23 protein-coding genes are annotated in these 18,218 nt (G+C 65.9%); 16 read left to right on the plus strand and 7 right to left on the minus strand.

Translation table 11 applies throughout. The annotated features are described in order from the left end of the window. Window positions 1-480 precede the first annotated feature (480 nt). Window positions 481-873 (minus strand): nuclear transport factor 2 family protein, encoded by a 393-nt coding sequence (locus tag ACFYO1_RS42235; RefSeq protein ID WP_387244829.1) that lies wholly within the window; start codon window positions 871-873, stop codon window positions 481-483. After that, window positions 870-1,307 (minus strand): TetR/AcrR family transcriptional regulator, encoded by a 438-nt coding sequence (locus ACFYO1_RS42240; RefSeq protein ID WP_387244832.1) that lies wholly within the window; start codon window positions 1,305-1,307, stop codon window positions 870-872. Before ACFYO1_RS42240 ends, ACFYO1_RS42235 begins: the two co-directional genes overlap by 4 nt. A gap of 1,221 nt (window positions 1,308-2,528) precedes the next feature. Here ACFYO1_RS42240 and ACFYO1_RS42245 point away from each other — a divergent pair. The 4 genes from ACFYO1_RS42245 (at window position 2,529) to ACFYO1_RS42260 (ending at window position 5,688) form a co-directional block, all read left to right on the plus strand. Further along, window positions 2,529-3,452, plus strand: a complete 924-nt coding sequence (locus ACFYO1_RS42245) for a polyprenyl synthetase family protein (RefSeq protein WP_387244835.1) — start codon at window positions 2,529-2,531, stop codon at window positions 3,450-3,452. 73 nt (window positions 3,453-3,525) lie between these two features. After that, entirely contained in the window at window positions 3,526-3,732 is a 207-nt protein-coding gene (locus tag ACFYO1_RS42250) for a hypothetical protein (protein ID WP_387244838.1), read from the plus strand. A 148-nt stretch (window positions 3,733-3,880) separates the two neighbouring features. Next, window positions 3,881-4,903, plus strand: a complete 1,023-nt coding sequence (locus ACFYO1_RS42255) for a terpene synthase family protein (RefSeq protein ID WP_387244840.1) — start codon at window positions 3,881-3,883, stop codon at window positions 4,901-4,903. 269 nt (window positions 4,904-5,172) lie between these two features. Beyond that, window positions 5,173-5,688, plus strand: a complete 516-nt coding sequence (locus ACFYO1_RS42260) for a hypothetical protein (RefSeq protein WP_387244843.1) — start codon at window positions 5,173-5,175, stop codon at window positions 5,686-5,688. 86 nt (window positions 5,689-5,774) lie between these two features. Here the strand turns inward: ACFYO1_RS42260 and ACFYO1_RS42265 are convergent, their stop codons facing one another. Next, the gene (locus ACFYO1_RS42265) at window positions 5,775-5,957 is read right to left on the minus strand and encodes an integrase core domain-containing protein (RefSeq protein ID WP_387245226.1); all 183 of its coding nucleotides are present in this window, start codon (window positions 5,955-5,957) and stop codon (window positions 5,775-5,777) included. A gap of 146 nt (window positions 5,958-6,103) precedes the next feature. Between ACFYO1_RS42265 and ACFYO1_RS42270 the strand changes: the two genes are divergently transcribed. After that, window positions 6,104-6,304: a hypothetical protein gene (locus tag ACFYO1_RS42270; RefSeq protein ID WP_387244846.1), complete on the plus strand. Its 201-nt coding sequence runs from the start codon at window positions 6,104-6,106 to the stop codon at window positions 6,302-6,304. On the opposite strand, the gene ACFYO1_RS42275 is transcribed toward ACFYO1_RS42270, so the two are convergent. After that, complete coding sequence (locus ACFYO1_RS42275; protein ID WP_387244849.1) at window positions 6,255-7,016, minus strand: ArsR/SmtB family transcription factor; 762 nt, start codon at window positions 7,014-7,016, stop codon at window positions 6,255-6,257. The two genes, ACFYO1_RS42270 and ACFYO1_RS42275, sit on opposite strands and share 50 nt — an antisense overlap. Before the next feature lie 64 nt (window positions 7,017-7,080). On the opposite strand from ACFYO1_RS42275, the gene ACFYO1_RS42280 reads away from it, so the two are divergent. The 5 genes from ACFYO1_RS42280 (at window position 7,081) to ACFYO1_RS42300 (ending at window position 11,327) form a co-directional block, all read left to right on the plus strand. After that, window positions 7,081-7,767: a hypothetical protein gene (locus tag ACFYO1_RS42280; RefSeq protein WP_387244852.1), complete on the plus strand. Its 687-nt coding sequence runs from the start codon at window positions 7,081-7,083 to the stop codon at window positions 7,765-7,767. After that, the gene (locus ACFYO1_RS42285) at window positions 7,764-8,543 is read left to right on the plus strand and encodes an isocitrate lyase/phosphoenolpyruvate mutase family protein (protein WP_387244855.1); all 780 of its coding nucleotides are present in this window, start codon (window positions 7,764-7,766) and stop codon (window positions 8,541-8,543) included. The genes ACFYO1_RS42280 and ACFYO1_RS42285 overlap by 4 nt, the downstream gene beginning before the upstream one ends. Before the next feature lie 404 nt (window positions 8,544-8,947). Then, entirely contained in the window at window positions 8,948-9,289 is a 342-nt protein-coding gene (locus ACFYO1_RS42290) for a YciI family protein (RefSeq protein WP_387244858.1), read from the plus strand. Continuing rightward, window positions 9,290-10,519, plus strand: a complete 1,230-nt coding sequence (locus tag ACFYO1_RS42295; protein WP_387244861.1) for an RNA polymerase sigma factor — start codon at window positions 9,290-9,292, stop codon at window positions 10,517-10,519. 121 nt (window positions 10,520-10,640) lie between these two features. Continuing rightward, window positions 10,641-11,327, plus strand: a complete 687-nt coding sequence (locus tag ACFYO1_RS42300) for a Clp protease N-terminal domain-containing protein (protein WP_387244864.1) — start codon at window positions 10,641-10,643, stop codon at window positions 11,325-11,327. 19 nt (window positions 11,328-11,346) lie between these two features. Here the strand turns inward: ACFYO1_RS42300 and ACFYO1_RS42305 are convergent, their stop codons facing one another. After that, complete coding sequence (locus ACFYO1_RS42305; protein ID WP_387244867.1) at window positions 11,347-12,054, minus strand: SDR family oxidoreductase; 708 nt, start codon at window positions 12,052-12,054, stop codon at window positions 11,347-11,349. Between the two features lie 108 nt (window positions 12,055-12,162). Here ACFYO1_RS42305 and ACFYO1_RS42310 point away from each other — a divergent pair, with 108 nt between their 5' ends. Continuing rightward, window positions 12,163-13,065 carry a LysR substrate-binding domain-containing protein gene (locus ACFYO1_RS42310; RefSeq protein ID WP_387244872.1) on the plus strand — a complete coding sequence of 301 codons (903 nt, stop codon included), beginning with the start codon at window positions 12,163-12,165 and terminating at the stop codon, window positions 13,063-13,065. Window positions 13,066-13,069: 4 nt separating this feature from the next. Here ACFYO1_RS42310 and ACFYO1_RS42315 read toward each other — a convergent pair whose 3' ends face one another. Further along, complete coding sequence (locus tag ACFYO1_RS42315) at window positions 13,070-13,561, minus strand: pyridoxamine 5'-phosphate oxidase family protein (RefSeq protein WP_387244875.1); 492 nt, start codon at window positions 13,559-13,561, stop codon at window positions 13,070-13,072. Window positions 13,562-13,623: 62 nt separating this feature from the next. On the opposite strand from ACFYO1_RS42315, the gene ACFYO1_RS42320 reads away from it, so the two are divergent. Both ACFYO1_RS42320 and ACFYO1_RS42325 read left to right on the plus strand, forming a co-directional pair. Beyond that, entirely contained in the window at window positions 13,624-14,592 is a 969-nt protein-coding gene (locus ACFYO1_RS42320) for a helix-turn-helix transcriptional regulator (protein ID WP_387244877.1), read from the plus strand. A 449-nt stretch (window positions 14,593-15,041) separates the two neighbouring features. After that, window positions 15,042-16,022, plus strand: coding sequence for a helix-turn-helix transcriptional regulator (locus ACFYO1_RS42325; RefSeq protein WP_387244880.1), 981 nt, complete (start codon window positions 15,042-15,044; stop codon window positions 16,020-16,022). A 10-nt stretch (window positions 16,023-16,032) separates the two neighbouring features. Here the strand turns inward: ACFYO1_RS42325 and ACFYO1_RS42330 are convergent, their stop codons facing one another. After that, a complete protein-coding gene (locus ACFYO1_RS42330; RefSeq protein ID WP_387244883.1) occupies window positions 16,033-16,200 on the minus strand; it encodes a hypothetical protein in 168 nt (55 codons plus the stop codon). Between the two features lie 399 nt (window positions 16,201-16,599). On the opposite strand from ACFYO1_RS42330, the gene ACFYO1_RS42335 reads away from it, so the two are divergent. From ACFYO1_RS42335 to ACFYO1_RS42345, 3 genes are read left to right on the plus strand one after another with little or no spacing between them, the layout of a single operon-like run. Beyond that, a complete protein-coding gene (locus tag ACFYO1_RS42335) occupies window positions 16,600-16,752 on the plus strand; it encodes a hypothetical protein (protein ID WP_387244886.1) in 153 nt (50 codons plus the stop codon). Beyond that, window positions 16,733-17,269 carry a DUF6879 family protein gene (locus tag ACFYO1_RS42340; protein ID WP_387244889.1) on the plus strand — a complete coding sequence of 179 codons (537 nt, stop codon included), beginning with the start codon at window positions 16,733-16,735 and terminating at the stop codon, window positions 17,267-17,269. Before ACFYO1_RS42335 ends, ACFYO1_RS42340 begins: the two co-directional genes overlap by 20 nt. Then, window positions 17,266-18,165 (plus strand): helix-turn-helix domain-containing protein, encoded by a 900-nt coding sequence (locus ACFYO1_RS42345; protein ID WP_387244892.1) that lies wholly within the window; start codon window positions 17,266-17,268, stop codon window positions 18,163-18,165. Before ACFYO1_RS42340 ends, ACFYO1_RS42345 begins: the two co-directional genes overlap by 4 nt. Window positions 18,166-18,218: the final 53 nt, after the last annotated feature.

Raw genomic sequence — 18,218 nt, forward strand, 5'->3', positions numbered from 1 at the left:
GTGCGGACACCGGCGCGGCCCTGAAACATCTACGCCACGCCGAACACGGCCGGACTTCCGAACGCGTCGCGGCCTGGGGCCCGGCGGTGGGGACTGATCGAACGCATCGCCCGCTGGGCCGTGGCCATGGGCCGGCTCACCGTCGCACTCCTGGGCAACTTCGCGTTCAAGTGATAACCGTTGAGTTTCACCGACCTCTGATTGAGCAGTCTGGCCTGAGAGCTGGGGGTTTCGTGTGTCCTGAGCTGGTTTTCGGATTTGATCAGATCTCGGGATTTCTGAACTAGATTCGGCCGGTCCGAGGTCCTGCGGTCTGAGCTGAAGGTGGGGGTGTGTCTTGCGTCAACCGGGTGGCAGGGTTCGGTCGACGGTTGAGTTAACGGTCCGTCGGGGGCCCGGCGATGTCAACGTCCCGTAGCCGATTACCGTGCAAGTGCGCGAGGGCAGTGTCGGCGACTGCGGAATTCCCGTCGATGGATCTCACTGCGACGTCGGGAGTGCTTCGACGTCGTCGATGGACCAGTACGCCTGTAGTCCAGTGATCAGGCCGTGGTCGTTCACGGTGATGACGTCGATGGCGCGGGCTCGGGTGTGGGTGCCGTCGAGGTCGAATTCGAAGGTGAACGCCATGGCTGCTTGGTTGGCGTGCGAGCCCCGGATCGGGGTGTCGAGCTGCGCGCTGAAATTGCCGACGACCGACGCGTAGATCTTCCGCAGCGCCGCGCGCCCTCGGACCGGATCGGAGCCGACCGGGTCCTCCCAGGTGACATCGTCGGCGAACAACGCGATGAGCGAGTCGAGATCGTTGCCACAGAGGGCATCGAGATAGTTTTGAGCCGCCTGCACCGCGGCCGCCGAGGTGTTGGTTGTCATGACTGCCATACTCGGCCGACCAAATTGGACCAGCAAGTACGATCTACGGCCGGGCGGCCGCAGACCGCAGATAACTCACTCGCGGGTGCGACCTGGTTGACCAGCACCCGCAGCGGACAATCCCCACCTCGACTGTCGAACTCCCCGAGCAACTGCACGCGCCACAGTTCCCAGGCGGCCCAACTGGTCAGCGGGTTCATACGGGCCGCCATGCCATCAAGCACCCGTTCGGCCTCTTGCTGGGCAACCGCGACGAACAGTTCCTCCTTTCCGCCCGGAAAGTAGTGAAACAGTTGGCTTTTGCTGGTGCCGGTGTGGGCGCACACGTCATCGACTGTCACATCGCTGATACCGCGTGCCATGACTACCTCGGCTGCCCCGGCCACGAGGCGCGCTCGGGTGGCCTCACCCTTTGCGGTCATTCCCTTCGGCATCTGTCGACGCTAACGCAGTCACCCCTCCCCGCTGTCGGCAGCGACGCCGAGTCTGGCCATTGAGCTCTCAGGCCGGAATGCTGAGGCACCGTCGGCTCGTCCTGAGAACGCACTCAACTGCCGCATGGCGCGCGTTTATTGGGCGTCCAACCTGGTTGGCTGACAGCGCTTCTCAACGCACGCCCTTGCCGATTATGTGATGGTTCGTCTGCACCACCTGAAGTGTCGGCTCGCGTGTTGGGTGACTCGGCAGCTACCGCGAGGCAGGGGGCAGGAGCCGACCGCTGAGGACGGGACGGTTGAGGAGGTCATCCACAGAGATGCCGACGCCGAGGTTCTCTGCAAGCCTGTAGAACGTTTCGAGGGACCTCCCCGGGACGGGTCCGGCCAACGCGCGCCCAGCGGCAGTTCCGTGCGTTCTTCTACCGGGCGGCCATCGTCTTTCGGACAGACCCGTTGATATTTCCGAGCGGGTCGTATTCGACCACCACGTAGGTCCGGCCGTCGCTGGTCGTGGCGAATTCCGAATCCCATCCGCTGGGTGCCCTTCCAGACCACCTGGGTGAACCGTCCTGTCGTGCCGGAGTATCCCGGATGGTTGTAGTCGCAGTTCTAGTTCGCGGCGTATCAAGCATCGACGGCAGCTGTGCACGACACCGTCGTAGCAGAGGTCCCGAAGAGGTTCTCGCCGTACGAGCTGCGGCTGCTCTCACGCAACGGCAACGACATCAGCGTCGCCTGGTCCGAACTCGCCAGTCTCCGGGCCGAATTGTCTGGGGCAACCGAGGTTGTGCGATGCAAGACCCTCGGGGCCGATCAACCAGGCCCGGCCTCTGCGGAGTTGCCGGGCCGCACCGGGTTGAGAGGTTTCCGGAGCCACCTTCGCCTGCGCTGGCGAGGCGCGTTCATGCCGGCGTTCAAGCCACTCCGTCACGTGGACCGCGAGAAGAACTAGGTCGGTGTCGGACCCGATCACACCGTGAAGAACTGCTCGGCTGAGGCGACATCAGCATCTGGCGCGATTCGCAATATAGTTGTCCTTGACATTCCCTTTTCAAGCCCACGCCCGGTAGGGCGGTCGGCCTCATGTCATGAGAAGCCGTAACCGCGTGTGTGTTCCAACCATTCCCGACGTTGTACACGCGATTACATGCTGGAACCGAAACGGTAACGAGCGTGCCTTTCGCGTGCGAATATCGTTGCGCTGTCACAACATCAGACGTGAAGCTCGAACGAAAGGGCCTCTATGTCTCTCGCGCTCGGCAGCGAACAGTTCGATGGGGAGAACGCGGCGATGTCGCCACGTCGATTCTCGAAGCAATCGCCGTGCCTTGGTATTTCACGATGATCGGCGCCGATGATATTCACCGGACGCTGCTGGGTGAGCAGGACCTCATCGATGCCACCTTGTCGGAGTTTCTGCATCAGAAGCGCAGTGATTGTTCGTTGCCGTTGGGCAGGGGCGAGTTGCCGATGTTCGTCGATGCGCTGAGTGAGTTCCTGGTGGGTGGTAAGCGTCTGCAGCCTGCCCTGTGCCTGCACGGCTGGCGGGCGGCAGGGGCTACCGGTGCGCCGTCGGTGTCGGTGCTTCGTGTCGCCGCTGCGCTGGAGCTTTTCCACGCTTTCGCGTTGATCCAGGACGACATCATGGACCACAGTCACACCCGGCGTGGCCGGCCAGTGGTGCACCGGCAGCTAGCGATCGGTCATGCAGGCCATCCAGCCGCCGGCGAACTCGGCGTCGCCGCCGCCTTGCTGTTGTCGGATCTGGCGTTCGGCTGGTTCCACGAGCTCGTGCGCAGCGCACCAATGGCTCCCGCGACCGCGGAGGCCACCTGGTCGTTGCTGGATCGTATGCGCACCGACACGATGGTCGGTCAGTACCTCGATCTGCGCGCGGCCCGGACCTGGCCAGTCGACCTCGGCGGTGCCGTCGAGATCGGCTTGCTCAAAACCGCCAAGTACACCGTGGAGTATCCGCTGCGCGTCGGCGCTCAGCTCGCCGACGCCGACGCCGACGTTCACCGCGCGTGCACGGCCTTCGCCATTCCGCTGGGGGAGGCGTTCCAACTGCGCGACGATCTGCTGGGAGTGTTCGGCAACCCCGACCTTCACCGGCAAATCCGCCCTCGACGACCTGCGTGAAGGCAAAGCGACCGTGCTTATGGCCCTAGCATGGCAACACACAGACGACGCACAGCGCCACCGGATCGGCAGCATGATCGGTGAGCCCACCCTCGACGAATCGCACGCGGATGAACTCCGCGACATCCTGGACGCCACCGGAGCACGCGCTCAGGTCGAGCGCCTCATCACGACACGACTGCATCAGGCTCTACGTGCGCTGGATCAAGCGCCTTTCCCGCCCGGCGCCGGCGAGTCGCTGCGCGAACTCGCAGCCACTGCGACGGCCAGAACCTCATGAACACGACGACACCGGCGGCGAGCGTGCATCGCGGGTCAAATCAACGAATTGCAGATTTGGAGGCTTCTCAACCATGAACAGAGCGGGTGACGAACGACCGTCGGGGATGCTCGCGGAATCCTGTCCACGCTCGGCCAGGCTGTGCTCAGTGGTCGTGCCGGGAAGTGAGTTCCATGTCGATCCGCTGCCGTGCATGGTGCCCGTGCGGCCCCACCCGGACGCGCTAGAGGTCGAGCAAGAATCCAATGCGTGGGCTCGCCATCATCTGCCTCAGCTTTATGGAGGAGATGCTGACTCTTTCCTCGCTCGCCGCTCGCCGTCCTGGCTCGGATCATGCTTTCCCACCGCGTCACGCGAACAATTGATGCATGCGTGGAACTTCAATCACCTCGCATTTTGGCTGGACGACGCCTGTATCGATTGGGAATCCAAAGGGCACCGCGCCGCTGAGGGACCGACACAAATTGCGAAGCAGATACGTGGCCTCGCTGAACCCGCGACGATACAGGACAGATTCTTCTTGGAGACTCTCTCGGTGTGTACCGAGACAATGGAACCCGGGGTCGCCGGGAGGGTCCGCGAGGGTGTAGCGATTATATTCGACGGCTTCGCCGAACAGATCGAATACATGGTCGACTCCCAACACGGGCCGACACTCGACCTGCATGGCTGTATCGACATGCGGACACGATCGGTGGGACTGCAATGGTTCGAGACATGGACCGAGCACATCGCCGGAGTCGACTTGACAGTCGAACACGAACAACACCCGATACTACGAAAAGTCACCCGACTCGCCGGTCTCCAGACTCTGTATGTCAACGAGATCTGCTCGTTTCGAATCGAGCACTTCGGCGGGGAACACGCGAACTTGCTCTGCTTTGCCATGAATAGCGGAGCGCAGTTACAGGAAGCGGTCAACCTGGTGTTATCGCTAGCGGCTCAAGCCGAACGCGATTTTCACCAGCTGAGCGCTACTATTCTCAATACGCCATGGGGCTCCACGGCAGAAGTTAAGTCGTATCTCCAGGCTCTCGCTCAGTTGATAGCGGGAGCGACCGAATGGCAGTACAACGTAGTCCGATATCACGGCGTGGGGTTCGAATGTGACCCCGGAAAAGGTGGGACCTGGAAACTGCTGGCAGACCGAACTGTTCTACTCGACCCGTAGCCGACGTTCGCACTCCCGGCTATGGCCGATCCCATTGACCATCGTTACCCTTTTGTCGATTACGCCTGGCTTCGGCGTAGTGGCTTCTGGACACTGTCTTGCGTCAACCACGCGGCAGGGCTGATACCTTAGTTGGGTTGTATCCTCCAATGTTTGCGATTGTGTTGCGGTTGATCGGCTGACGCTGTTTCCGGCGTACGGTCAAGCTCTGGTGACATGACCCACGTTTCACCAGAAATCTGAAGGGCTTGCGGATACGGATGGTCCGCATGACGCAAACAACCTCTACCAACGGCATTGAAACGTTCACGCCTCGCACCGACGAGGCCGTGCTGGACGATCTGTGCAGGCGGCTGCACGCCACGCGCTGGCCCGACGCACCCGAGGACCCTTCGGGCTCACTGATTCCCCCGTCGGCCTGGGTCATCGACAAGATGCGCGCCTGGAGCGACGGCGACGGCGACATCGAAACCGTCTACACCAAAGACGAAATCCTCACCAACGTCATGATCTACTGGCTGACCGGCACCATCGGCTCCTCCATGCGCATGTACTCGGCCAACGCCGCCATCGACCCGGCACGCGTCGACCGCCGCGTCGAGGCCCCTCGGGCTACTCGATCTTCCCCGGCGACGTGCTGCGCCCGCCCAAGGCGTGGCTCGAACGCACCAGCAACCTGGTCTACCTCAGCGAACCCGACCGCGGCGGCCACTTCGCCCCCTTCGAACAACCCGACCGCTACGCCTACGACCTGCGCGAGTTCTTCCGCCCCCCTGCGCAGCTGAGCGAGCCCACACAGCCCGGCACCGGCGTACCGATGCCAGCTGCGGAGAAGCCATATCTCCCAATGCATTTCGCGTTCCGAGCTGGATCAACCGCGCAGATAGAATTCCTTGGGTGTCCGGTCTCCGAGTGCTTGATGAGGCCGGAGGGTGTTGTAGATGACGCGGAATCGGTGGACCTCCATGTCCAACGCGTCACCGTCGGCGATGACACCGCGATACAGGTGCTCCGCGCCGCCTCGGACACGCTCATCTCGCCCCGGAGGACCGATAGGACGATCCGCAGCTTGTCCTCGACCGGGATCCTCGACCTCGCCGACCGCGACATAGCGTCTCCTTCTGGGCTTGTGGGTCCAAGACCTTTAACCTGGCGAACCTGCCACATATGGTGACGCACTAGATGCGCTATCATTAGAACATGCGTTCGAACACAGCCTATGAGGAGCAGGTCAGCGCGCTGGAGCGTGCGGTGGCCGCGCTGCGCGGGCTGGACGTTTCGCGGGCCACCGAGGAAGAGTTGGCCGAGTTGCTGGAGCGGTTGGAATCGGCGGCTCGGATGATGGCGGGGATCATCTCGCGGGTCGCGTATCGGCTTCGGCAGTTGCGGGATCCGGCGTAGGAGTCAGCTCGAGAACGGACGGGTCGATGTCCAGCAGCGTGTGCAGGCCGGACTCGCCCTTCGAGGTGACGCGGACGGCGCGGCCGGTGCCGACGCGGGCGATCCAGTCGAGTTCGTGCAGGCGGCGGCAGAGGTGCGCGCCGGCGGCGCCGCCGAGGTGGGTACGGCGTTCGGTCCAGTCGAGGCAGGCGCGAGCCAGCGGGCGGCGGGTGGAGTGCAAATCGGCTGACCGGACCCCTAGAGGTCCGGTCAGCCAGGACAAACCGGCTTCGGTGAGCGCGAAACCCCCGCTCTGATCGAGCAGGCAACGGGTGGTCATGGCATCGGTGATGGCCACGCCGAGACGACCGGCCAGGTGGTCGTAGCAGGTCCGGCCGCGCGCCAAAGCGGCAGCGACAGTGGCGGTTCGGAGATTGGTCACGGCCGGGCGGGGTGGGTCGAGGTGGGTGATCATGGACTCCAGCAGCTCGGCCACCTGCGGGCCCGCGAGCTGCACGTAGCGATGCCTGCCCTGCCTGCGTTCGACGAGCAGCCCGCCGTCGAGCAGGCGGTGCAGATGTTCGGTGGCGGTCGATGCGGCGACCCCGGCGTGGCGGGCCAGCTCGCCCGCCGTCCACGCGCGGCCGTCGACCAGCGCGAGGCACATCTCGGCGCGGGTGCGGTCGGCGAGCAACGCGGCCAGGCCGGCCAGCTCGGCTCCTCTGGATGACACCACCCCATGATGGTGTGCGAACGTTTCGGCGGCCACCGAAACGTCCCGGAGTTACGGTCACCGCATGAATCGGATAGTTCCGCTGATCACCGACCCCGATCAGGTGCGCGCGACCTTGATCGACGCACCGGTGCCCGCCGTGCCCGCAGTGGATGGGCCGGTCGGCATCGCCTGGCTGCGAGCGCACGTGCCCCGCTTCAGCACCGGCTCCGAGCATCAGCGTTTGCGCGCGTTGGTCACCGCGGAACTCGATCGGCTCTCCCCGGCCGATCTGCGGGAGCGCGCACGCACCGCCGACGGACCGCTGCCGCACGTCCGCGTGCTGACGCAAGCTCTTGGCCTGCAAGACATTTCCGTCGATGCCGTCGCCTTGGTCGCCGCGCACTATCAGCCGTTCGAGCCGGACAACCCGTTGGCCGACGAAGCTGTAGCCGAACTGGTCGCGGCCTGCGGCGCCGCCGACGACGCCACGGCCGCGCGAATCTGCCTGCTGGTTCAGGCCTGTGCCGCAACGAGCGCGTTGGTCGCCAACGCGCGAGAACTGAACGCACCAGGCACCGCCGAAGAACTGATCGAACGAACCATGAACGAGAACCCACCCCTGCGTTCGACCAGGCGGGTCGTCGACGACGAGATCGTGGAACTCGACATGCGCCACCCTGGACTAGGTTTCGGTGCGGGGCCACACGCCTGCCCCGGCCGAGCACACGCCGTCGCCATCGCCACCGGAATCATCGAGGGGTCCGAATGAACAAGACGAAGCTCTTCCACGAACTACATCACGGCGACCAACCGCTGGTCCTGCCGAACGCCTGGGACTACGGCTCCGCGGCATTGCTTGCCGCCGAAGGCTTTCCGGCGATCGGCACCACGAGCCTCGGCGTCGCCGTGGCGGCCGGCCTGCCGGACGGCACCGGCGTCACCGGCGAGGCGACCCTCGCGCTGGCCACCTTGCTCGCCCGCCTGCCCGTGCCGGTCACCGTCGACATCGAGGGCGGCTTCAGCGAAAACCCCGCTGCCGTAGCCGAATACGCCGCCCAACTGGCAGACCTGGGCATCGCCGGAATCAATCTGGAGGACGGCCGCGCGGACAGCACCCTGGCCGACCCCGAGCACCAAGCCGACCTGATCACCGCGATCAAACAACGCGTGCCCGACCTGTTCGTCAATGCCAGAGTGGACACCTACTGGGTGAAAGACGACATCGCCCGCACCCTGACCCGCGCCGAGCGCTACACCGCGGCGGGCGCCGACGGCATCTTCGTCCCCGGCCTGACCGACCCCGACGGCATCACCCAACTCGTCACCACCATCCCCCTGCCCATCAACATCCTGTACTCCCCCGCCGGCCCCGCCATCGCCACGCTCGCCGCTCTGGGCGTCCGCCGCGTGAGCACCGGCTCCCTCCTCTACCGCGCCGCCCTCACCACGGCCCTCGACACCGCTCGCGCAGTCCGCCAAGACAACACCATCCCAGTCCCCGCCCCGCCCTACACCGAAATCCAAGCCCTCACCAACCCCACCTGACCTCCGAACCCGCCCAAACCTCAACCTCCCCACGTACTGACGAGCGCCCCACCACAACCGGCGACCGGGCCCCGGCGGAACCCTCCACGCCCCGCCCGACCAGCCAAAGAAGCTAGATTCGGCGCGAGCGGGACATGACCGAGGCAAACGTCGAGAGACGACTCAGTCATGTCCCGTTCGAATCAGCTGCCACGTCTGAGTTCGCGAACGCGACACGGCCGAGCCGCGTCCTCGATCGAGATTCGCGGAAGAAGTTTCCGAGAGGGTGTCGATTTGGTGGAGGCTCGTTCGTGTAGTTGGTGACGCCGACGATGGATCGGCCTTACCGGAGGAGCAAGGATGGGCAGGATTATCACCACGGGCGTCATCATCGCCACCTACCAGCGCGGATGAGGAGGACCACGATGCCGCAGTATCTGCTCAGCATCTACCAGCCCGACGGCGAAGGGGTGCCGGACAATATCGACGAGATCCTGCGCGATCTCGATGCGGTCAACGCCGACCTGCGGGCCGCGGGCGCCTGGGTGTTCGCGGCCGGACTGCACGCGCCGAGTACCGCGACCGTGGTGCACGCCAAGGGCGATGACGTGCTGATCACCGACGGCCCGTACGTCGAGGGCAAGGAACACATCGGCGGATTCACCATCATCCGGGCCGCCGATCTGGACGAGGCTCTGGAGTGGGGTCGCCGGCTGACCGAGGCGATCACGCTGCCGATCGAGATCCGGCCGCTCCGGGACAGCTAGATGGCCGAACCCGTGACGGCCGCGGTGATCGAAGCGGTGTTCACCGAGCACTACGGTCGCGCGGTCGCCAGCCTGACCCGCGTCTTCGGCGACATCGGAGTCGCCGAAGACGCGGTGCAGGACGCGTTCACCGCGGCGGTGCTGCGCTGGCCGGCGGACGGGCTGCCGCCGAGCCCGCCCGGCTGGATCATCACCACCGCCCGCAACCGCGCGATCGATCGGCTCCGCCGGGAAGCCTCCCGCGCCGACCGCTACGCAGCGGCGGCGTTGCTGCACGCCGACGACGAACCGGCCGAGGAGGGCGCGGTGCGCGACGACCGACTGCGGCTGATCTTCACCTGTTGCCACCCCGCGCTGGGCCGCCCGGCCCAGGTGGCACTCACCCTGCGGCTCCTCGGCGGACTGACCACGCCGGAGATCGCCCGCGCCTTCCTGACCGTGGAATCGACTATGGCGCAACGGATTGTGCGCGCCAAGGGCAAGATCCGCGCCGCCCGCATCCCCTACCGCGTACCCGCCGACGCCGATCTTCCGGCGCGGTTGCAGGCCGTGCTCGCGGTCGTCTATCTGATCTTCACCGAGGGTCACACTGCGACTTCCGGCGACCGGCTCGTCCGAGCGGACCTGTGCGCCGAGGCAATTCGCCTCGGTCGCCTGCTCACCGACCTCATGCCCGACGAGCCAGAAGCCGCCGGCCTGCTCGCGCTGATGTTGCTGACCGAGGCCCGTCGCCCGGCCCGCACCGCCGCGGACGGATCGCTGGTGCCGCTGCCGGAACAGGACCGCACCCGCTGGCATCGCAAGCAGATCACCGAAGGACACGCGATCGTGCGAGAGTGCTTGCGCCGCAACCAACCTGGTCCATATCAAATCCAGGCCGCGATCAATGCCGTGCACACCGACGCCCCGATCGCGGCAGCCACCGACTGGCCGCAGATCGTGCGACTCTACGACCAGCTGACTTCCCGGACACCGAGCCCGATCGTCGCACTCAACCGGGCCGTCGCCGTGGCCGAAGTCGACGGCCCCGCCACCGCGCTCGCGCTGCTCGACGATCTCGACCTGGAAAAGTACCACCTGTACCACGCGATTCGAGCCGACCTCCTCGAACGTCTCGGCCGCACAACGGAAGCCGCAGCGGCGTTCGACGCGGCGATCACCCGCACCGAGAACGCCGCCGAACGAGCCTTTCTCGCCCGCCGCCGCGAATCGCTGACCGCACGCGACTGAATTCGCGCAACCGCGCCGTTCACGCAGCGCTTCCCCGCCGCTCGACCCACGCATATCGACCGGCGACCGCGCATTGTTGACTACCATCGAAATCAGCGGCCGACGGCCGGAAGGGGTCGCTATGTTCGAGAAATTCTCCGATCAAGCCCGCCGGGTGATCGTCCTGACCCAGGAAGAGGCGCGCGAGCGCGGCCACGACTACATCGGCGCGGAACACATGTTGCTCGCCGTCCTGCGCGCCTGCGAGATCGGTTCCGCGGCCACCACCGCACGCGCGCTGACCGAGCTGGGCATCGATCCGCCGACGGCCAAGGCGCAGATCGCGCTGACGCCGGGGACCGCGGACAACAGTGTCTCCGGGCACATCCCGTTCACCGAGCAGGCCCGGAAAGCACTGGAGAACAGCCTGCGTGAGGCCCGGGCGCTCAACCATGCGCACATCGAACCGAGCGACCTGTTGCTCGCGCTGACCAGCACGGCCGACGACGATCCCGAGACCCCGATCGGGACCGCCGTCACCGCGCTGGGTTTGACGTACGAGAGGCTGCGGCGCGCGTTGCGCGTCGGCGCGACCTATCAGGCCGTGCCCTCGGTCACCCCGCACTTCACCACCGCAGCGCAGCAGGCCCTTGCCCGCGCCACCGTCGAAGCGCGCCAATCCACCGAAAGCGGGGTCGATACCGGGCATTTGCTGCTCGGGCTCCTCGCACGGGAGGACGGGATCGTCTATCCCGCCCTGCGAGCGCTCGGCATCGATCCCCAGCAACTCGCGACCGAAATACGCCACCGACTCGCACGCGAGGAGTAATTCGGTCGCCGAACAGCTTTCACGCCAGGCGCCCGCCGCCGTCGACGTGCAACGTCGTGCCGGTCACGAAGGGATTGGTCAGCGCGAGCAACGCGGCCGCCGAAATGTCGGCCGGATCACCAACGCGGCGTGCGGGATTGGTCGCGGCAACACCGGCGAGAAAGTCGTTCTTCCCCTCCCCCAAGCGATCCCACATTCCGGAGTCGATGATGCCCGGGGATATCGCGTTCACCCGGATCGGTGCGAGTTCCACCGCGAGCGCCTGGGCGAGGAAGCTCACCGCACCGTTGGTCGTCGCCATCACGACACGTTCGGGTGCGGGCCGCCACGCCGCGAATCCGGAGAACAGCAGTACCGCACCGCCTTCGCGCAGGCGCGGTCCGAAGTGCTTGGCCAGCATGATCGGTCCGATCACTTTGGCATCGAACGCCCGCGTCACAGCGGCCCGGTCCAGGCCGGTCACCGGTCCGTTGGCCGGCGCGGCGGCGACCGACACCAGATAGTCGACCTCGCCGACCTCCGTCGCCAGCCGCGCGATCGATTCCTCGTCGCCCAGGTCGACGGCCGCGCTGCCGGCACGGTCACCGAGATCGGCGAACGCTTCCGGGTTCCGCCCGGCCAGTACGACCGTCGCGCCGGCGTCGATCGCGTCCGCGGCGATCTGCCGTCCGATGCCGGAACCGCCGCCGATGATGACGAGTTTCTTGCCGTCCATCGTGCCTGTCATCGCTGTCTCCTCGTTGTGGTTGACCTACACCGGGTTCCAACGTGGGCGATCAGTCGAGCAATCCCGTCGCGATATCGATTGTTTCTTGCTTTCCGATAGTATTTACGAATGGCAACACTGCGCGCCCTCGAATGTCTGGTGGCCGTGCTCGACTTCGGATCGGTGACCGAGGCGGCCGCGCGCCTGCACATGTCGCAGCCCGCGCTGTCGCATCAGCTCGTGGCGCTGGAGCGCGAGATCGGCACGCCGGTGGTGGAGCGATTACCGCGCGGGGTGCGGGCGACGGCTGCGGGGCGGGCGATCGTGGCGGACGCGCGGGCGGCGCTGGCCGCGGCCGAGCGCGTGGTGAGCACCGGGCGAGCCGTCGCGGCCGGCACGCAGGGGCAGTTGCGCATCGCCTGCGCCGAGAGCATGACCGCGGGGCTGCTCGCGCCGGTATTGCGCGGGTGGTGGCGGCGGCATCCCGGCGTGCACGTCACGCTGAACGAAATGTCCAGTGCCGACGCACTTTCGGAGCTGGTACGGGCGGGGGCCGCGGACTTGGGCATCGGCCCGCGTCCGATGCAATGGGACGGCCACCTGGAGGTGATCGGCCGCGAAGAGATCGTCGCCGTCCGGGCGGCGGCGGATACCGCGAAACCGCTGACCCTCAACGACATTGCCGCCGAACCGGTGGTGCACTATCACCCCGACAACGGCCTCGGCGCCTGGCTGGACGAGATCGCCGCCGGCCGCGGCGTCACGCTCACCGCCGCGACCCGCACCAGGCAGGCGAACACCGCGGCGCAACTCGCCGCCGCCGGTCTCGGGACCGCGCTCGTGCCGACCTCCGCGCTGTCGGCGACCTTCCCCGGCGTCGTGCGCAGCTTGCACCCACCGATCCTCCGCGAGGTCGTCTGCTTGACCGCGACACCCAATGACCCACTGGTGCAACGGTTTCAACACGAGCTGCGCAAGCGCGGCGTCCCGGTCCCGGCGGCGATCGCGGCTCAGCTCACGCCCCAGCGCTGAACCCTCAGTGCTTACGCACGATCCGTTCGCCCTGCCCCGGCTTCCAGATGGTGATGTCGAGATGGTCATCGACGACCTCGACCGTGGAAGCGCTGCTCAGGTCCGCGATGTAGAAGTGGTCGAACTCCTGCCCGCGGATATCGAACCCGGTGTCGTCGAACAGCTGCTGCGCGAACCGCACGTGCACCTGCCGGTCCGGCAGGTCGACCACGGTGCCGAACAGTTTCGCGTCGCCGTCGCTGACCTTCGTGTCGACGGTCGCGGTATGCAGGCAGAAGCGCGGATCGCGCGCCAGATCGCGGAACTTGGTCGTGCCCGGCATACCCGAGATCACCAGCATGTCCTCGAAGAACCGCGGTTCCACCGGACTGATCCGCGGGAACCCGTCCGAGCGAAGGGTGCCGAGCATGCACAGGTTGCCGGTGGCGGTGTGCCTGCGCACGAAGAGGTCGGCGATGTGTGGGGCTTCTGCGGCGAACTCGCTCCAAGTGGTCATATCACCGACCATACGACCGATCCTGGACATCTTCTGTCATGTTTTCCGGCTAATCTCGGACCATGCGAGCGAGCCGACTGGTGCAGTTGCTGCTGATCCTGCAAACGCGCGGCCGCACGACGGCCGGCGAGCTGGCCAAGGAGCTCGAGGTGTCGGTGCGCACCGTGTATCGGGACGTCGAGGCGCTGTCCGCGGCGGGAGTGCCGGTGTACAGCGAGCAGGGCCGGGCGGGCGGCGTGCAGTTGGTCGACGGCTACCGCACCCGGTTGACCGGACTCACGACCGATGAGGCCGATGCCGTACTGCTGGCCGGATCGCCAGGCGCCGCAGCCGATCTCGGACTCGGCACGGTGCTGGCCACCGCCCAGCTCAAAGTGCTCGCCGCGCTGCCGCCCGAATTACGCGGCCGCGCAACCAGAATCGCCGAGCGAGTACACATCGACGCGCCCGGCTGGTTCCGTCCGCCGGACGAGACTCCCACGCTGAACATCGTCGCCGATTCGCTCTGGCACGACCGGCGGTTGCAGGTTCGATACGGGCGCAAAGACAAGATCGTCGACCGCCGCCTCGACCCGCTCGGTCTCGTAATGAAAGCCGGCACCTGGTATCTGGTCGCCCGAGACGGCGCGGCGATCCGTTCCTACCGAGTCAGCAGGATCATCGCCGCGGAGCCGACCACCGAATCCTTCACCCGCCCGGACGATTTCGACCTGGCCGTCCATTGGTCCAGGGCGGCAGACGATTTCGCCCTTTCGATGCTGCGCGTCCGCGCCCGCTGCCGGATGCCCGCCACCCACCTGCGCCTACTGCGCCTGTGGCACGAACCCGTCGCGGTGGCCGAGGCACTGGCCTCGGCCACCGAACCCGACGCCGAGGGATGGGTCGAACTGACCGTCCCCTCCGAGTCCTACGAGGTACTCGCCCACGCCATCCTCCCCCTCGGCGAACACTGCGAGGTCCTCGAGCCGCCCGAACTACGAGCGCAAATGGCGGAAACCGCCGCCCGCATGCATGCCCGCTACAGCAGCTAGCCCCGCAGACCCGAACCTGCCGCACACCATGCAGATACCCCCACGCGTCGATCGCGATCAGCGAACTCGGCCAGCGGCGGCGAGCACTGTGGCGGGCTGCGGTGGGGATGCACTTAGGACAGTGCTGTTCCTAGCCATCTGTCATCTTGCACCGCGTGCTGGAGACCTCAGAGCGGCTGCTCAAACTCTCGACCCGAGCCTGGCCGCACCGCACCACCGCACACCTTCTAACTTCCTGCACACAAACTTGCAGCGTCGATGCCGCGCGGCGTCAGGGCGTACGGGCTTGCCCAGCGCCGCCGCACACCTTCTGATCTCCCGCACAGCAACTCACCGACCTGACACGCGTGCGGATGTCAGAAGATGTGCGGCGGCGAGCACTGTGGCGGACCGCGATGGCGAGGCGCTTAGGACTGTGCTGTTCCTAACCTTCTGCCATTCTGGACCGCATGCTGGAAACCTCGGCGCGGCTGCTCAAACTGCTCGCCCTGCTGCAAACCCACCGCGATTGGACCGGCGCTGAACTGGCCGAACGGCTCAACGTCACCGGGCGCACCGTGCGCCGCGACATCGACCGCCTCCGCGAACTCGGCTATCCGGTGAACGCCACCCAGGGCGCCGCCGGCTACCGTCTCGGGGCCGGCGCGGCACTGCCTCCCCTGCTGCTCGATGACGACGAGGCCGTGGCGGTAGCAGTCGGCCTGCGCAGCGCATCCGACGGAATCGTCGCCGGCATCGAAGAATCCTCCCTGCGCGCACTCACCAAACTGGAGCAAGTCCTTCCGCCGCGCCTACGCCACCGCGTCCGCACCTTGCGCGGCGCCACCCTCCGCGTCGCCGCCCCCGGCACCCCGGTCGAACCCGACACCCTGATGGCGATCGCCGAAGCCTGCCAACGCCACGAACGCCTCCGCTTCGACTATCGCGCCCACGACGGCACCACCACCGTCCGCACCGTCGAACCCCACACCCTGGTCCACTTCAGCCGCCGCTGGTACCTCGTCGCATGGGACACCAGCCGCACCGACTGGCGCACCTTCCGCGCCGACCGCGTCACCCCCCGCACTCCCACCGGCCCCCGCTTCCCACCCCGCGATCCACCGGAAGGGGATGTCGCCACCTACCTTTCCCACCAACTCTCCACCCGGGCCTGGCCGCACCGCGCCACCGTTCTCCTGCACGCCTCCGCCGAAACCGCCGCCCCCAACGTCTGGCCCGGCATGGGCGTCCTCGAACCCCTCGACCCCACCAGCTGCCAGCTCCACCTGGGCGCCGAATCCCCCGAAGCCCTCGCCTGGATGATCACCGCGGTAGACCTCGACTTCACCCTCCTCTCCGGCCCCCCGCAACTGGCCACCGCCCTCCGCACCCAAGCCACCCGCTGCCACAACGCCCTCATCAATTACCCAGTGCCGGAGGAGTATTCATGAGTCCGCGGACTCATACCGCATCTCGCTCCCCAGCACCGAGCTCGTCGTCGGACCCATCCCCGCCCGACCTGATCACCTCCGTGTCGTCGTCATCATCGGCACCGACCTCGTCGTCGGTATACACGAGGTACTCGATCACCCCACCTTCGAACTCTTGAATTCGCCAGTGTTGCACCATGTTTTGCCTCCTCGATTGACCCCCGCCGATCGGCCGATGAAAGGTCGCATCGTGCCGTTCCCGGAGATTAAGCGTGGTGAAACCGATGGCCGAGTGGTTTGCAGCGCCTTGCAGTGACTCGCCGGAAACATTCCCTCACCGGCATCTACCAGGCAATATGAGTAGCACCAGAGCGCGACACCACACCGCTGGACGGAAGGCCCGATCATGGGGAGATCGACTACACGATTGAAGTTCTTGGGCAAAGGTGGCTCGGACGTGGGTGAGTGCCCCAGTCTCTATGCCACTGACCACCGCAGCTATCTCGTCCAAGGATGGCAGACCGATACACCCGGGACTGTCGAGATTCCGCACCTATTAACAGGTTTCGCGGAACCGGACACTTTTCTAGGGGCCCTGTTGACCGATACCGGCCGGGGTACGTTCCTCATCACCGGCCGACCGGTGACCGATCCGGAGACCCTGACCCAGCTCACGATCGCGCCCCACGAAACCGCTATCGAGGTGCCCATGGTCGAGAGGGGATTCTACGGTGCAACACCGGCGCAGTGACGAGCCCAATCTGTGGCCGGCGTTGTTCGCCGAGGCACAGCGCTATGCCTTCCATCTCGAACAGCGCGATTCTTACGCCGTGCCCGAGGAGACCGAGCGCATCAAGCGCTACCTCGCCGGCGAGACACCGCCGGTCGACACCAACCGGACATGGCCAGACCTTATTCACAATGCCACCGGGCGAGGGGTAATCGTTTCCCGTGTCCGTGTAGTCACGGTGCCGCACACCGACTATCACCGCTGGCTACTCTCCGTAACGAACGTCCGAGTGGATGACGGCGAGGACATCCGCTATCTACCACGTCACCTCGCCGGAGAGGTTCCGCCCGACGATTGGTGGCTGTTCGATGCCACGAAGGTCGCCTACAACCTGTCGACCGAAAGCGGCGAGCCCGCCGGGCTGGCGATAACCACTGATCCTCGGATTGCCGAGTACTGCGCGAACGTGAAAGAGCGACTGTGGAAGCTCGCTATTCCATACGCGGAGTACGTGAAAAGCGATTTCACCCGGCAGTGACGAACAGCGCCGACGCCGCCCGCCATGCTCTCGGATTACGACTCCGGGAGCTTCGTCGCGCTGCGGGCTTGTCGGGCCGACGCCTGGCCGAACTCTCCGGTTGGCACGAGAGCAAGGTATCGAAACTCGAGCATGGCGCCACCAATCCAACTGATCCAGACATACGGGCATACGCCGAGCACACCGGGGCAACCGCCCAACTCCCCGATCTCCTGGCCACCCTCCACAACATCGACACGGCCTATCTGGAGTGGCGGCGGATACTCGCGACCGGCCTGAAACGCCGCCAGCAGAAGTCGATCCAGATCGAAGCCGACACGAAAGATATCCGCGTCTATCAACCGCAGATTGTTCCCGGCCTGCTGCAAACCGCCGAGTACGCCGAAGCGAAGCTGAAACGCGGCATCGAGTTCTACCGCATTCCCAACGACCTCGCGGAAGCCGTTGCCACGCGGATGGAACGGCAACGGATCCTCGGTCGGCGTGACCACCGATTCCACTTCGTCATCGCTGAACAGGCCCTGTATACAACCGTCGGCGATAGCGACGTCATGATGAGGCAGTTGGATCGGCTGGCTTCACTCACCGCGGTAGCGCGAATGACCCTCGGGATCGTGCCCGCGAGTGCTGAGGCCCTTGTGGTGTCCAGCAACTTTGCTATGTATGACAATCGGCTCGTCATGGTCGAGGGCACGGCCGCCGAGCTGAGCATTACCCAACCGCGCGAAATAGCCATCTACGGCCGTGCTTTCGACATCCTCGCGAAGCAATCCATCACCGGCAAACAGGCTCGCGCACTGATCGACACCGCATTGAAACGGCGGCAGGAGGGCGTCGGCGGGCAGGCGCAAGATACCGATGCGGGGCCGGAGGCGGCGGGCGGGCTCGTCGACTGAGTCGACGGGCGATGGCCACCGGTTGTCCGGCCCCGCAGGGGTTTCGATGGAAC

The sequence above is a fragment of the Nocardia sp. NPDC006044 genome, from assembly GCF_042871115.1.
Lineage (GTDB): Bacteria > Actinomycetota > Actinomycetes > Mycobacteriales > Mycobacteriaceae > Nocardia.